This window comes from Deinococcus soli (ex Cha et al. 2016), assembly GCF_001007995.1.
Classification (GTDB): Bacteria; Deinococcota; Deinococci; order Deinococcales; family Deinococcaceae; genus Deinococcus; species Deinococcus soli.
In genome coordinates, this window is the sequence record NZ_CP011389.1 from 767,764 (window position 1) to 780,940 (window position 13,177).

Genomic DNA, 13,177 nt, shown 5'->3' on the forward strand with positions numbered 1-13,177 from the left:
CGCGCGGGCCGCCCCCGGCCATGATGCTGGGGACGGCCCGCGCGGGGCAGGTCAGGGGATTACCAGAAGTTGCCGATGCGGAAGTAGAACTTCCCGCTGCCGGTCTGCGGGCTGAACCCGTAGTCGAAGCGCAGGCTGGGCAGCAGCGCCCCGCCGATCCCGAGGTTCAGCTGCGCGCCGGCGCCGAAGCCGTATTTCAGGCTTGGGTCGGTGTTCGTGGCGCTGCCGCCCCAGGCGGTCCCGGCGTCGGCGAACAGCACGCCGTACAGGCCCTGCGCGATCCCGGCTTTCAGGCCGAAGTCGTAGCGGTACTCGGCGCTGGTGGTGACGTAGTTCGTGCCGAACAGTTCGCCGTCCTTCAGGCCGCGCAGCTGGAATGGGGTGTTGACGCTGCCGCCGCCGATGGCGTATCCGGTGCCCGCCGGGGCGGTGTCCAGGCCCAGGACGGTCCCGGCGTTGGCGCGCACGGCGAACACCTGCTGCTTGTTGCTGACGCCCAGGTCCTTCTCGATGGTGCGCCCGAAGCCGTAGTAGGTGCTGGCCCCGCCGTTCAGGGTGGTCCAGTTCAGGGGCGCGTCGCCCTGACGGCCGAAGGAGTACGCGGCGCCGACGCTGGCGCGCACGCCGCTGTCGGGGAACTCACCGTTGGTGGTGCTGTCGTAGTTCAGGCCGGTGGACAGGCGGGTCGTGAGGTTCGTCTCGGGCACCAGGGCCTTGGCTTCGGCCTCGGTGAAGGTGCGGGTCTGGTCGGTTCCGGCGGCGTCCTTGTACGTGACGGTGTTCTTGTCGCCGCTCTGGAGGGCTTCGAGGTAGTACGTCTTGTAGCTGACGCCCACGCCGACGTTCGCGGTGAGGTTCTTCGCGAGGCTCCGTCCGGCGCTGACGCTGAAGCTGGTGTCGCGGGTCGTGTAGTCCCAGCCGGTGTCGGTTCTGGCGGGCGTGTCGGTGTCCTTGGTGAACAGGGCGTTGTTCCCGAACACGGTGGTGCCCAGACCGAAGCTGAGGCTGGTGGGCGTCTTGCGGAAGTCCAGGAAGTCGATGTCCAGCCAGGGAATGGTGTAGTTGACACTCCCGACGAGGTTCTGTCCGGCCTCGTTCTGCTGGCCGCCCAGGCTGGCGACCAGGGAGTGCCCCAGACCGAAGACGTTGTTGTTGCTGTACCCGGCGTTGCCGCCGAAACCGCCGTTGAACTGGTCGTAGCTCAGCCCCAGTTCGACCGGAATGCCGGTCTTGGTCTCGGCGACGCCGAGGACGTAGGTGATGTTCTCGGGGTTCTGCGGGTCGGCGCGGACGCTCTCGGTGGTGACGCGCACGAAGCCCAGGCGGGCGATGCGGCCGATCGCGGCGTTCAGGTCGTTGCGGTTGAAGGCGCTGCCGGGGGCGGGCAGTTCGCGGGTGATCACGCGGTCCTTGGTGGTGTGCGCGCCCTGCCACTGCAGTTCGTACGCGGCGACCTTCACCTCGCGCACGGCGAAGGTCAGGGTACCGTCCTTGAAGGTGATCGCGTCGCGGGTGCTGATCTCATAACCCTGCTTGCGGTAGGCGTCACGCAGGGCCAGGAAGTCCTGCTGGGCCAGCTGCGGGGAGTACACGTCGCCGACCCTGGTCTTCAGGGCGGCCTGCAGGGTGGCGGTGGGGATCAGGGTGTTGCCCTGGATGGCGACCGCCTTGACCGGGCCGGTCTCGACGCCGGCGGAGCCGAACAGCACGGTGACCTGCGCGGGGTTCTGCGGGTTGGGCTGGATGGCGAAGCCCACGGGTTTGCCGGTCTGGTTGGAGAGGGTGCGGACGTCCGCCTGGAGCCTGGTCAGGTTGACCGGCTGTCCGGGCTGGGTCTGCAGGGTCACCTGGGGGTTGCCGAGGTCGTCGAGATTCACGGTGCTCACGCGCCCCTCGATGACCTTGACTTTCAGCACGCCGCTCTCGAGGGTGCTGCTGCCGACATCCACGCCGGCCTGGAGGTACCCGGCGTCGTCGTAGGCCTGCTGGAGCTGCTGCACGGCGCCGTAGTACGCGTCGGGCGTGAAGCGCTTGGCGTCGTAGAGGGGTTTGAAGATGGCGGTGACCTGCGTGGCGGGCAGCAGGGTGACGCCGTCGACTTCCACGCGGGTGACGGGAGCGGTCTCGTCCACGACGAAGTTCACGGTGACGGTGCCGTCGGTCTCGGTCTTCACGTCAGTGCTGATGCTGGGCGCGAAGGGGTAGCCTTCCTGCTGGAAGTTCTGCGCCAGGGCGGTCTTGGCTTCCTCAATGCGCTGGTTGTTCAGGGTGGCGCCGGGGGCGATGTTCAGGAGGTCGGCGACGCTCTTCTTGAAGCCCTCGGCGGGCAGGAAGCTCAGGCCGGTGATCGTGACGTCCTTGATGGTGGGGTTGGGGACGACGGTGATGACCAAGGTGTCCTTGCCGCCCACGCTGCGCAGTTCGGCGACGGCGCTCTTGAAGTAGCCGCTGGCCACGACTTCCTGCTCGACCTGGCGGAGGTTCACGCCGCTCAGGGGCGTGCCGGTCTGGGTGGTGAGGGTGGCGCGGATAAAGTTGGCCAGCAGGTCGCTGGTGCCGACCACGGTCACGTCCTGCACGGTGCCTGCGGTCTGGGCGACGGCGGGCGCGGCAAGAAGGACGGTCACGGCGAGCGTCAGGGGGTGTCGCATGCTTCTCCTAGTGTGGCACACCCGTGGACCTCGTCCCCGGGCGGCTGGTGCTGGCCGGCAGACGGTGGGTGCGCGCATCCGCTCACAGTTGCGGCGCTCAGCCTGAGAAGGGTGAAGATTGGGTGCGGATGACTTGCGGGCTGGGCGACGCGTGCTGTGCGCCGCGCGTGAGCAGGCCACGCCCATCATGAGTGTTCCGTGGCGGCGTCTGGCGCGGGGTGCGCTTTCCGCTTGAGCCGTGGGGGGGCGGCGGGTGAGAATGCGCGGGTGAAAGCATCATGCAAGCGGGTGAGGCGCGGCCGCGCCGGGGTTCACCCATGAGTCTGCCCGAGGTTCTGGCGGGCATCCGGGCAGCGGAGGCGGCCGCCGGGCGCCCGGCGGGCAGCGCGCGACTGGTGGCCGTGACGAAGGGCCAGGATCTGGACGCCATCGACCGGTGCGTCCTGGCGCACGGGGCGTTCCCGCTGGGTGAGGGCCGCGCGCAGGAACTGCGGGACAAGTCGGCGCTGCGTCCGGACCTGGAGTGGCATTTCATCGGGGCGCTGCAGCGGAACAAGGTGAAGTACCTGCGGCACGTGACGCTGGTGCATTCCGTCGAGGCGGCGTGGCAGGCCGAGGCGCTCGCGCAGGCGGCGCAGGGCTGGGGGCACGCGCCGGACGTGCTGCTGCAACTCCACAACGGCGAGGCGCAGAAGCACGGCATAGAGGCGCAGGCGTTGCCGGGTGTGCTGCGCGAGGTCCGGGCGACCGGCCTGGACGTGCGGGGGCTGATGGTCATGGCGCCCGACCTCGACGACCTGCCGCCTCCCGAGCGGGAGGCGCGGCTCGCGGCGCTGTTTACGGACGTGGCGCGGCGGGCGCATGATCTGGGTCTGTCAGAGTTGAGCATGGGCATGAGCGGGGATTACCCGCACGCCGTCGCGGCTGGAGCCACCCTGGTTCGGGTGGGAAGGAGTCTGTTCACGTGAAATTCACCCCTCTTGATGTGCGCCACCAGGAATTCCCGAACCGCATGGGCGGCTACGAGCGCAGCAGCGTGCGCGCCTTCCTGAACGACCTGGCTGATGATCTGGAAACGCAGCTCCAGCAGCATCAGCTGACGCTGGAACGCGTGGCGATGCTGGAGAAGGAACTGGAGGCGCAGCGGCAGAACGAGGACGAGATCCGCCGCGCAGTGATCGCCGCCGAACGCATCTCGCACGAGTTGCGGGAGAACGCGGCGCGTGAAGCGGAACTGATGGTCGCGCAGGCCACCACCGAGCGCGACGGGCTGCTGCGCGAATCCGAGTCGCGCCGCGCGGAACTGGAGTCCGGGCATCAGGCGCGCCTGTCGGCGCTGGAGGCGGCGTTCCGGGGTCGTTTCGCGGATCTGGAACGCGATCACCACACCCTGACGCTGGAGCGCGAGCGGGCGCAGGCCGAGCGGCTGGCGGAACTGGAGCGGTCGTTCAGCGAGCGGCACGCGGACCTGAACGCGCGCCTGACGGCGGCGCGGCAGGAGTACGCGCAGTTCCTGAGCGGGTACCGGGCGCTGGTGGCGTCCTTCGCGGAACTCTCGGCGCGCCACGCCGTGCCTGAGGAAGTGGGGCTCCCCTCGGCGCGCCTGACCGTCACCCCGGCGCACGAACAGCCCGTGCCGGGCCCCAGCGCGAACGACCCGGCTGTGCGCGCCGCGCAGCCGGAGCCTGGTTCATCGGAGGCGTCTCCACCGGAACGGCTGGCCGGTCACGCCCTGGTGATCTCCAGCCCGGTCCCGGCCGAACCCGAGGAGCGGCCCCTGCGGCTGGAGGCGCAGCAGTTCCTGTGAGCGCCCTGACCTCTGCGCTGCCCACCTTCGCGCTGCCCGTGGCGGACCCGGCGTTCGTCCGGGACCCGTACCCGCTGCTGGCGCGGCTGCGGGAGGAGACGCCGGTGTTCTTCGATCCGGGCATGAACCGGGTGGTGCTCACGCGGCACGCGGACATCAGCGCGGTGCTGCGCGACCGGCGCTTCGGGCGCAGCGCCCTGCACCGCTTCTCGCGCGACGAGCTGGGCTGGCCGCTGCCGGACCCCCGGCAGGCGAACTTCGATGCCTTCAACAGCAACCACCTGCTGGACAGCGAACCACCCAAGCACACGCGCCTGCGCTCGCTGGTGGGGCTGGCGTTCACGCCCAGGCGCGTGGAGGCCCTGTCGGAGCGGATCGAGGTGATCCTGGAGGCGCAGTTGCGCGACCTGGGGCGAGAGGGGCCGTTCGATCTGGTCGAGGGCTACGCCGAGCCGCTGCCCGTGACGGTCATCGCGGAACTGCTGGGCGTGCCGCACGAGCACCGCGCCCGGCTGCGGCCCTGGTCGGCGTCCATCGTGAAGTTGTACGAGCCGGCTCCCACGGTGGCCGATCAGGACGAGGCCGAGCAGGCCGTGCTGGATTTCAGCGCGCTGCTGCGGGAACTGGTCGCGCAGCGCCGCGCCCGCCCGCAGGACGACCTGATCACGGCGCTCGTGCAGGCCGAGGAGGACGGCGACCGCCTGACCGAGCAGGAACTCATCGACACCTGCATCCTGCTGCTGAACGCCGGGCACGAGGCGAGCGTGAACGGCCTGACGGCGGGCGTGCTGGCCCTGCAACGCGACCGTCGGCACTGGGAGGCCCTCGTGGCGCAGGCGTACGCGCCGGACAGCCTGACCGTGTTCCGCCGGGCCGTGGAGGAACTGCTGCGCTTCGACACGCCCCTGCCGATGTTCGAGCGGATCGTGCTGGAGCCCCTGACGCTGCACGGCGCGGAGCTGAAGCCCGGGGACCGCGTGAGCCTGCTGTACGCCAGCGGGAACCGCGACCCGGGGCGCTTCGACGCGCCGGACGAGCTGCGCCTGGACCGCGATCCGAACCCGCACCTGACCTTCGGGCTGGGCATCCACTACTGCCTGGGCGCGCCGCTGGCCCGGCTGGAACTCGCCCTGAGCCTGCGGGCGCTGTGCCGCGCCCTGCCGGACCTGCGCCTCGTGGACCCGCGGGAGCCGGGGCAGTACACCGGGGGCTTCGTGATCCGGGGGCTGGCGCGGCTGGACGTGCAGGCCGGGTGACCCTCGCTGGCCGGATCGGACCGGCAGAGGTCGCGGCGCACTGGCCAGTCGGGGATATCCTGACGGTCACCCCGCTGGGCGGCGGAAGCATCAACGCCGCCTGGCGCGTGCAGGCAGCGGCGGGCGCGTTCCACCTGAGGGTGTACCGTGATCCCCGCCGCGAGCGGGCGGAGGTCGAACACCGCGCCGTGCGGCTGGCCCGTACCTGCGGGGTGCCCACGCCGGACCTGCTCGTCACGCGTGGGGGCGGCACGCTGGCCCGGCTGGAGGACCGCTGGGCGGCGCTGTTCGAGGTGGCGCCCGGCGCGCCGGTTGCGCGTCACGCGCTGAGCCCGGAGCACGCGGCGGGCCTGGGGGTGCTGCTGGCGGGGCTGCACGCGCGCCTGCCAGAAGCCGTCCCATTCGACGTGCCGCCCCTCGCTCCCCCTGCGGGCGTGGCGGTGACGCTGGAGCGCCTACGGGTCATCGAGACGGCGATCCTGGCTCTCCCCCATCCGGACGCCACGGACGGCTGGGCGCTGGACCGCACCCGGCAGCGGCTCGCGCACCTGCGGACATCGCCGCTGCCGGAGGACCTGCCCACGCTGCCCCTGCGCTTCGTGCACGGCGACTTCCACGACGGGAACGTCTTCTTCCAGGGGGGTGTGCCCGTCTCAGTGATCGACTGGGAACAGCCGCGCCTCGCCCCCTGCGCGTGGGAGGTCGTGCGGGCGCTCCACCTCAGCCTGCGGCTCGACCCGGCGCTGGGCGGGGCGTTCCTGCGCGCCTACCGGGGGGACCGGCCCCTCCCGCCGGAGGAGCTGCAGCTGGGCGCCGCCCTGTACGGCACCCAGCAGGAGCGGAACGTATGGGTCTACGAGAGCGTGTACCTGCGCGGCAACCCCGGCCCCCGGGCGTTCATCCGTCCACCGCCGTACGTGCCATTCCCGCAGGCGTGGACGGCGTCGGGGCTGCGGTGAAGGCCCACCAGCCGGGATGGAGGTTGCCCGCGCGGGCCTCGGCGAACGCCTCCCCGGGGCGGGCCAGGACCAGCAGCGCCAGCACCCGCGCGGGGCTGCGCGGCACGCTGCGCTCCAGGGCCTTCGCGGCGGTCGCCTGACCCTTGCGGGCGTTCAGGCGCGCCTGGGTGTGGGCCAGCACCGCCAGCAGGTGCGCGTCGGCACTCTGTCCGGCGATCTCGGCGACCTTCAGGCCCTCGGCGAGGGTCCGCAGGGCCGCGTATGGGTCCGCCCCCTGCCCCTCCGCACGGAGGGTCACGGCGGCGATCAGGGCGGCGCTGTCGCCCTTCTGGCGGGCCAGGGTCCTCGCGGCCTCGGCCTGCTGCCCTGCGCCTGGGTAACCGTCCAGCGCGGCGGCGCGGGCAAGCAGGAGAAGCACGCGGGCGCCATCTGCCTCACCTGCCAGTTCGGCGCGTGCGGCGGCGCCGTCACCCAGGCGCAGGTGCGCGGCGGCGCGACGCAGCGGGTCACGGCTCCAGGCGAGCGCCGCGCGGGGCGCCCCCCAGTGCAGGGCCAGCGCGGCGGCCTCCTCGGTCTGCGCGGCGGTCAGGCCCGCCGGGAGGGGCAGGTCCGCCGCGCTGAAGGTGGGGGTGGGCAGGCTCAGGGCAGCGCGCAGGTCATCAAGCCGGTGGTCTGGCAGCGGGGCGGTCACGCCCGCCATTGTGCCAGTCGCCGCTGGATTACGCGCTCAGGGCAAGGTCCAGCCCCAGGAAGCGCCACAGGGAGCGTCTGGGCACGCGCAGCCCACTGGGGTGCTCGACGGCGCTCAGGCGGCCGTCGCGGATCCAGCGGCGCACCGTGCGTTCGTGCGTGCCGGTGAAGTCGGCGACCTCGCTGACCTTCAGGAGTTTGGGCATGTTCTGGTACTGGTCGTTCAGGGTCATGGTCGGACCTCCTTCAACGCAGCGGGGCCGCCCGCAGGCAGCCCCGTAACAGATTCGGTGTCTATGTCAGGACGCACGCAGCGCGCCGCAAGGTGTTCGGGAGCGCCGCCCGGCCCGCCGCGCAGGAGCGGCTGAGGCAGGAGGATGTGCAGCGGACGGTTCAACTTGCGTAGAACGTACCACACCGCCTGTCAGCGGGACGTCACAGATCTTGGGGGCTTCTTGAGGCCCCCTGAAGGGGGCGTTGAGGCAGTCCTCACCGCGCCGCGGCCGGCGTGGGAGGAACCACCTGACCACCCGGGACCGCACGTGGAAGGTGCGCCCGGCTGGACAGTCCCGGCATGTGGGCCGCGCGGCGTGCTCTACAGTCAGCGGCGATGAGCGTCCTGTCGCAGCTGTCCGGCACCCTGGTCAACGTCGTCACCGTCCTGCTGGGCACCGCCGTGGGGCTCGCGGTGGGCGGCCGGCTGCCCGAGCGCACGCAGCGCACGCTGCTACAGACGCTGAGTCTGGTGACGCTGTTCATCGGGCTGGACATGGCGGGCAGCCTGAACCGCGTGTCGGGCGGCGCGGTACCGGGCGTGATCCTGGCGCTGGTCAGTCTGGCGCTGGGCGCCGTGATCGGCGAGGCGCTGGGGATCGAGGAGAGCCTGGAACGCCTGGGCGAGACCCTGAAACGCCGCTTCCGGGGCGGGGGCCGCTTCACGGAGGGGTTCGTGGCGGCCAGCCTGCTGTTCTGCATCGGCCCGATGACCGTGATCGGTGGCCTGCAGAACGGCCTGACCGGGGACAGCGCCACGTACGTCCTGAAGGCGACGCTGGACGGCATCGCGGCGCTGGCCCTGGCGGGCGCGTACGGGATCGGGGTGGGGTTCGGCGCGCTGACGGTGCTGGTCGTGCAGGGCGGGATCAGCCTGCTGGCGGGCACCTTCGCCGCCGGGCTGCTGGGCGGCGCGGACCCGCAGCTCCTCAAGACCAACCCGTACGTCCTGCTGATTACGGGGGCGGGCGGCCTGACCATCGTCGGGATCAGCTGGAACCTCATGCTGGCCGGGCTGGGCTTCGATGACCGCCGCGTTAGGGTCGGGAGCCTGCTGCCCGCGCTGCTCATCGCCCCGCTGGCGCTGTGGCTCGCCACCCGCCTGGGCTGAGACGGCCCCGGAGAGCTGCGCAACAGAGCGACCAGGAGAACGCCGGATGCCGGTCGGGCAGGGCCGGGGGTCAGCCTGCGGCGCGGCGGACCTGGGCCTGCCACCACCCGCGGACCCACCCGCGGAACAGCGTGTAGTCGGTGCCCAGCAGGCGGCGCACCTTACGGTCCTTCTCGGCGTTCATGGCAGCCAGTTTCACGTTCAGGGCCCGCGCGCCCGGCCGGTCGAGCGTCCGGGCGGCCTGCGCGTAGGCGCGTTCGCTGCCCGCGAGGCGTTCCAGTTCCCGCACCTGCGCGACCGTCAGGTCCAGCGTGCGGATTAGCCGGTCCCGGTCGGCCCGGCCGGACGGCAGTACGAACAGCCGCGTCAGGACGGGCGAGCCGGGCCAGGGGTCCGACGCGGCCTGCGCGTGCACGGGCAGCAGCGCCAGAAAGAGCAGAAGGGGGCCGCGCATGCCTGCAGGCTAGGCGATGAGGTCCGCCCGTTCACCCCCCGGGGGCTCACGCTGTCCGCAACCGATTCTCATGTTGGGGCGCCGAGGGTCAGGTGGGCTTGAGCAGGTCTTCAGCGTGCCTTGCAGGACGCGTTTTTATCAGCAACCGGTCAGAGAGGCGGGGTACGGTGCGCCTCACCACAAGGAGGCACCACCATGCTGAAACGAACCCTGATCCTGAGTACGCTGCTGCTCGGCGCGGCCAGCGCCAGCCCCGCCAAGATCACCGCGCAGAGCATCATCGTGAACCCCGTCGAGACGAAACTGAACGTGGAAGTCTGGGTGAACAAGGACGCCAGCGGCAAGGCGAACCCCACCTACCGCAAGGGCGAGCCGATCAAGATCGCCGTGAAGACCAACCAGGACGCCTACGTCTACCTGTTCAACATCAACGCGAACGGCGTGGTGGACCTGTTCTTCCCGAACAACTTCGAGGAGAGCAACTTCGTGCAGGGTGGCGTGACCCGCGTGTTCCCGCAGCAGAACGCGAAGTACGGCCTGAACGTCGGCGGACCGAACGGTCAGGACCGCCTGCTGGCGCTGGCCAGCACCAGGGAACTGGACCTGACAGACATCGCGAAATTCGCAAAGGACCAGGGGTTCGCGCAGGTCAGCGTGAAGGGGCAGGAGAACCTCGCGCGGGCGCTGAGCATCGTCGTGAATCCGCTGCCCGCCGACGGCTGGACGACCGACGTGGTCACCTTCAAGGTGGGCGGCACGCCGGTCGCCAACCCCACGCCGGCCATGCCCGGCAGCACGACCGGTACCGTGACGATCACGCCCGGCCAGGGCCAGCAGCCTGCCCCGGCCCAGCCCACACCTGCTCAGCCGACCCCGGCGCAGCCCGCCCAGCCCACGGGGACCATCCAGCCCGGCGAGCGGCAGAACGGCACGCGCGACCAGGCCATGGTGGACGCCTACGCCCGCCTGAAGGGCGACGAGAGCCTCGGTCAGGCCACCACCTACGCCAGCGGCTGGGGCGACGGCCTGTGGCAGAAGTTCAAGGGTGTCGGGGCGTACGGAGACGCCATCCTGCTGCACGCGAACGGCAGCAGCCGCGCCTACGCCGTACACGGCATGCTGCTGGAACGGTACCTGGCGCTCGCCAAGGCCGAGAACGGCGGCACGCGCCCCCCCAGCCGCCTGGGCTGGGCCGCCGGGGATGAGAAGGTCATCCCGCAGAACAGTCTGGGCACCAGCGGCCTGTACGGCTTCTTCCAGAACGGCGCGCTGTACGGTACCGAGAAGTACGGCACGTTCTGGCTGAGCGGGAACGTTCTGAAGACCTATCAGGGTCTGGGCGGCAGCGGGTCCTTCCTGGGCTTCCCCACCCGCGACCAGTACACGGTCAGCGGCGCGTGGGCGGCGGACTTCGAGGGCGGCACCATTCGCACTGTGAACGGCGTGACGAAGGTCTACCGCAAGTAATCCAGCTGTTCAGTGGAGGGACGTCCCGTGTGGGCGTCCCTTCTTCTGGCGGGGGGTTCAGCTCGGCGCGGTGAGCGTCAGTCCGTAGGTGACGGCGCCCGGCGCGCGGCTCAGTTCCCGGAAGCCCAGGTGCTGGTAGAACCCCTGGGCGCGGGTATTGCTCTCCCCCACGCCCAGGTGCACGCCGCGCGCCCCGGCCCCGCGCAGGGCGTCCAGCAGGGTGGTCATCAGCGCCCGGCCCTGGCCGCCTCCCTGAGCGGCGGGCAGCAGGTCGATGTGGAGGTGCGCCGGGTACCCGGTCAGCACGGCCTGCGGCGCGCGGGGCGGCCAGTGAATCAGGTGCGCGATCCGCTCGTCAGGTGTGCGATCGGCGCGGGGGACCCCGGCCGGGTCGGGGTACAGCTCGCGCAGGGGCGGCCACCACTCGCGGTCCAGGGTCGCCTCGAAGGCGGCCGTGTCGGGGACGCCCAGGACGTAGCCCGTCACCTCGCCGCTCCCCTGGTCCTCCAGCACGAACGCGAAACCCGGCGCGTGCGTCAGGTACGGCCCGGCGTACACATGCCCCAGGATCAGGGGGTCGGTGTACAGGTGGGTGGCGTCCTGGCCGCTCGCGCCGGTTTCCAGGCAGATGCGGTACAGCGCGGCGCGGTCGGTCTCGCGGGCGGGGCGCAGGGTGAACATGTCCCACAGTGCAGCACACCGGGCCCGGCCTGGGCCTGCCGGGTGGTGCGAACCTGCCCCACACCCGCATTCTGTTCACAGCGGAATGTAGAATGGGGGCAATGATCGCCTACCTGTCCGGCACTGTCCGGGAAGTCCGAGAGAACAGCGCCGTCGTCGTTGCGGGCGGCGTCGGTTACGAGGTCCAGTGCCCCGTCAGCACCCTGGGGAAGCTGACCGTCGGCGAGACCGCCGAACTGAACACCCGCTTCATCGTGCGCGAGGACGCCCAGCTGCTGTTCGGCTTCCATGACGCCGACAGCGTCCGCGTGTTCGACCTGCTGACCAGCGTCAGCGGCGTGGGGCCCAAGCTGGCGCTGGCGCTGCTGTCCGCCATGCCCGTCAGCGCCCTGGCTGCCGGGTTGCTCGGCGGGGACGTGAAGCTGCTGTCCAGCGTCAGCGGGGTCGGGAAGAAAACCGCCGAGCGGCTCGTGCTGGAACTCCAGGGCAAGGTCCCCGAGCACCTCGCCGCGCCTGCTACGGGGGGCGGCGCGAAGGCCGCGCGGGTCACGAGCACCGCCGGACGCGACGCCGTGGACGCCCTGCTCGCCCTGGGCTTCCGCGAGGCGCAGGTGCGCGGCGTGGTCGCCGAACTTCTCGCCAGTGATCCTGATCTGAGTGCCGACAGCCTGATCCGCAAGAGCCTGGGCAAGCTGCGGTAGCACGCTGGCAGACAGCCTCCTCTCAGGGGTCGGCGCATGGGCCGCTCACCTGCGACCTGATGCAGCCCCGGCCGGGTCAGCCTGGCTGCGGCGTGGACGGTGCCGTCAGCGTCTGGATCAGCCGCGTCCCGAGTTCCGGGGGGAGCAGGCCCGGCAGGGTCAGCTCCTCGAACACGAAGCCGCTGAGGAGGAGGTACCCGGTCAGGAACTCCTCGTCGCCCTGCGTGAAGCCGTGCGCTTCACTGAACTGGCGGCTGAGGATCAGGTTCTCCTGCACGGTGGTGCGGAAGGTGGCCTGGAGGTCCGGGTATCGCCGGGCCAGCAGCCGCAGTTCCAGCAGCGCCAGGGTCGCGTCACGTTCCCGCTGCATGCGGTCCAGCAGGTGCTGGAGGACGGCGGCGTGCCGCGTCGGCTGCGGGTGCTCCAGCGCAGCCGCCAGGGTCTGCGGCTCCGGGCCCAGACGGTTCAGGACGTAGCGGGTGACCTCAAGCAGCAGGTCCGCCCGCGTACGGAAGTAGTTCGCGGCGGTGCCGACGGGCAGGGCAGCCGCCTCGTCCAGGTTGCGGTAGCTCAGCGCGCCTGAGCCCCGCTCGGCCAGGAGGGTGATGGCGGCGTCCAACAGGGCCGCGCGGCGGGCAGGATTCTGTCGCATCACCCATATGCTACACTTGTACCGGTATAACTGTCATTCACAGGAGGTGTGTATGTCACTGACCGCCCTGAGCATCACTGTCCTCAGCGCCGACCTGGTCGGCAGCGCCCGCTTCTACCGCCGTCACTTCGGGTTCACCCCCACCGCCGAACTTGACTGGTTCGTCAGCCTGCGGCACCCGGACCTGCCCGGCCTGCATCTCGACCTGCTGCGCCAGGGCCACCCGGCGGCCGGACCGGTCCTGAGTCGACAACGGACGTCCGGGGTCATGCTGGCCCTGATCGTCCCGGATGTCGAAGCGGACGCCCGCCGACTCGAACAGGCCGGACTGAGCTTCGTTCTGCCCGTCACCACCGAACCGTGGGGGCAGAAACGCGTGCAGCTTCACGCGCCCGACGGCGTGACCGTCGAACTGCTGGAATTCGTGCCGCCGGATCCGGCATGGCTGGCACAACAGTCTGCCACCCCCACCTGA

Annotated in this window: 14 protein-coding genes; 8 read left to right on the forward strand and 6 right to left on the reverse strand. The window is 71.0% G+C overall.

Annotated features, from left to right (window positions below; genetic code table 11):
- Positions 1–59: 59 nt before the first annotated feature.
- Complete coding sequence (locus SY84_RS03775; RefSeq protein WP_046842886.1) at positions 60–2,651, reverse strand: BamA/OMP85 family outer membrane protein; 2,592 nt, start codon at positions 2,649–2,651, stop codon at positions 60–62.
- Positions 2,652–2,968: 317 nt separating this feature from the next.
- Here SY84_RS03775 and SY84_RS03780 point away from each other — a divergent pair, with 317 nt between their 5' ends.
- Genes SY84_RS03780 through SY84_RS03795 form a run of 4 tightly spaced genes read left to right on the forward strand, consistent with a single transcriptional unit; the run spans position 2,969 to position 6,673 of the window.
- On the forward strand, positions 2,969–3,619 hold the full coding sequence (locus SY84_RS03780; protein ID WP_046842887.1) for an alanine racemase: 651 nt from the start codon (positions 2,969–2,971) through the stop codon (positions 3,617–3,619).
- Positions 3,616–4,458: a DivIVA domain-containing protein gene (locus tag SY84_RS15765; RefSeq protein ID WP_081424500.1), complete on the forward strand. Its 843-nt coding sequence runs from the start codon at positions 3,616–3,618 to the stop codon at positions 4,456–4,458. Before SY84_RS03780 ends, SY84_RS15765 begins: the two co-directional genes overlap by 4 nt.
- A complete protein-coding gene (locus SY84_RS03790) occupies positions 4,455–5,714 on the forward strand; it encodes a cytochrome P450 (RefSeq protein ID WP_245621401.1) in 1,260 nt (419 codons plus the stop codon). Before SY84_RS15765 ends, SY84_RS03790 begins: the two co-directional genes overlap by 4 nt.
- Entirely contained in the window at positions 5,711–6,673 is a 963-nt protein-coding gene (locus SY84_RS03795; protein WP_046842888.1) for a phosphotransferase enzyme family protein, read from the forward strand. The genes SY84_RS03790 and SY84_RS03795 overlap by 4 nt, the downstream gene beginning before the upstream one ends.
- Here the strand turns inward: SY84_RS03795 and SY84_RS03800 are convergent.
- Both SY84_RS03800 and SY84_RS03805 read right to left on the reverse strand, forming a co-directional pair.
- Complete coding sequence (locus SY84_RS03800) at positions 6,612–7,373, reverse strand: hypothetical protein (protein ID WP_419177410.1); 762 nt, start codon at positions 7,371–7,373, stop codon at positions 6,612–6,614. The genes SY84_RS03795 and SY84_RS03800 overlap by 62 nt on opposite strands.
- 19 nt (positions 7,374–7,392) lie before the next feature.
- Positions 7,393–7,596 carry a helix-turn-helix domain-containing protein gene (locus SY84_RS03805; RefSeq protein ID WP_046842889.1) on the reverse strand — a complete coding sequence of 68 codons (204 nt, stop codon included), beginning with the start codon at positions 7,594–7,596 and terminating at the stop codon, positions 7,393–7,395.
- Between the two features lie 377 nt (positions 7,597–7,973).
- On the opposite strand from SY84_RS03805, the gene SY84_RS03810 reads away from it, so the two are divergent.
- Positions 7,974–8,747: a DUF554 domain-containing protein gene (locus tag SY84_RS03810; protein WP_046842890.1), complete on the forward strand. Its 774-nt coding sequence runs from the start codon at positions 7,974–7,976 to the stop codon at positions 8,745–8,747.
- Positions 8,748–8,817: 70 nt separating this feature from the next.
- Here SY84_RS03810 and SY84_RS03815 read toward each other — a convergent pair whose 3' ends face one another.
- Positions 8,818–9,201 carry a hypothetical protein gene (locus SY84_RS03815; RefSeq protein WP_046842891.1) on the reverse strand — a complete coding sequence of 128 codons (384 nt, stop codon included), beginning with the start codon at positions 9,199–9,201 and terminating at the stop codon, positions 8,818–8,820.
- Positions 9,202–9,396: 195 nt separating this feature from the next.
- On the opposite strand from SY84_RS03815, the gene SY84_RS03820 reads away from it, so the two are divergent.
- Positions 9,397–10,668 (forward strand): DUF4384 domain-containing protein, encoded by a 1,272-nt coding sequence (locus SY84_RS03820; RefSeq protein WP_046842892.1) that lies wholly within the window; start codon positions 9,397–9,399, stop codon positions 10,666–10,668.
- Positions 10,669–10,725: 57 nt separating this feature from the next.
- Here the strand turns inward: SY84_RS03820 and SY84_RS03825 are convergent, their stop codons facing one another.
- Positions 10,726–11,349 carry a GNAT family N-acetyltransferase gene (locus SY84_RS03825; RefSeq protein WP_046842893.1) on the reverse strand — a complete coding sequence of 208 codons (624 nt, stop codon included), beginning with the start codon at positions 11,347–11,349 and terminating at the stop codon, positions 10,726–10,728.
- 101 nt (positions 11,350–11,450) lie between these two features.
- Here SY84_RS03825 and ruvA point away from each other — a divergent pair, with 101 nt between their 5' ends.
- On the forward strand, positions 11,451–12,050 hold the full coding sequence (ruvA, locus tag SY84_RS03830; RefSeq protein ID WP_046842894.1) for a Holliday junction branch migration protein RuvA: 600 nt from the start codon (positions 11,451–11,453) through the stop codon (positions 12,048–12,050).
- 76 nt (positions 12,051–12,126) lie between these two features.
- Here the strand turns inward: ruvA and SY84_RS16985 are convergent, their stop codons facing one another.
- Positions 12,127–12,702 (reverse strand): TetR/AcrR family transcriptional regulator, encoded by a 576-nt coding sequence (locus SY84_RS16985; protein ID WP_046842895.1) that lies wholly within the window; start codon positions 12,700–12,702, stop codon positions 12,127–12,129.
- Positions 12,703–12,754: 52 nt separating this feature from the next.
- On the opposite strand from SY84_RS16985, the gene SY84_RS03840 reads away from it, so the two are divergent.
- On the forward strand, positions 12,755–13,177 hold the full coding sequence (locus tag SY84_RS03840; protein WP_046842896.1) for a VOC family protein: 423 nt from the start codon (positions 12,755–12,757) through the stop codon (positions 13,175–13,177).

What these genes read in the sequence shown, in the direction of transcription:
- SY84_RS03780 (WP_046842887.1), top strand. Translation starts at nt 2,969, where the DNA reads ATGAGTCTGCCCGAGGTTCTGGCGGGCATCCGGGCAGCGGAGGCGGCC.
- SY84_RS03810 (WP_046842890.1), top strand. Translation starts at nt 7,974, where the DNA reads ATGAGCGTCCTGTCGCAGCTGTCCGGCACCCTGGTCAACGTCGTCACC.
- SY84_RS03840 (WP_046842896.1), top strand. Translation starts at nt 12,755, where the DNA reads ATGTCACTGACCGCCCTGAGCATCACTGTCCTCAGCGCCGACCTGGTC.
- SY84_RS03825 (WP_046842893.1), bottom strand. Translation starts at nt 11,349, where the DNA reads ATGTTCACCCTGCGCCCCGCCCGCGAGACCGACCGCGCCGCGCTGTAC.
- SY84_RS03800 (WP_419177410.1), bottom strand. Translation starts at nt 7,373, where the DNA reads ATGGCGGGCGTGACCGCCCCGCTGCCAGACCACCGGCTTGATGACCTG.
- SY84_RS03805 (WP_046842889.1), bottom strand. Translation starts at nt 7,596, where the DNA reads ATGACCCTGAACGACCAGTACCAGAACATGCCCAAACTCCTGAAGGTC.
- SY84_RS16985 (WP_046842895.1), bottom strand. Translation starts at nt 12,702, where the DNA reads ATGCGACAGAATCCTGCCCGCCGCGCGGCCCTGTTGGACGCCGCCATC.
- SY84_RS03820 (WP_046842892.1), top strand. Translation starts at nt 9,397, where the DNA reads ATGCTGAAACGAACCCTGATCCTGAGTACGCTGCTGCTCGGCGCGGCC.
- SY84_RS03815 (WP_046842891.1), bottom strand. Translation starts at nt 9,201, where the DNA reads ATGCGCGGCCCCCTTCTGCTCTTTCTGGCGCTGCTGCCCGTGCACGCG.
- ruvA (WP_046842894.1), top strand. Translation starts at nt 11,451, where the DNA reads ATGATCGCCTACCTGTCCGGCACTGTCCGGGAAGTCCGAGAGAACAGC.
- SY84_RS03775 (WP_046842886.1), bottom strand. Translation starts at nt 2,651, where the DNA reads ATGCGACACCCCCTGACGCTCGCCGTGACCGTCCTTCTTGCCGCGCCC.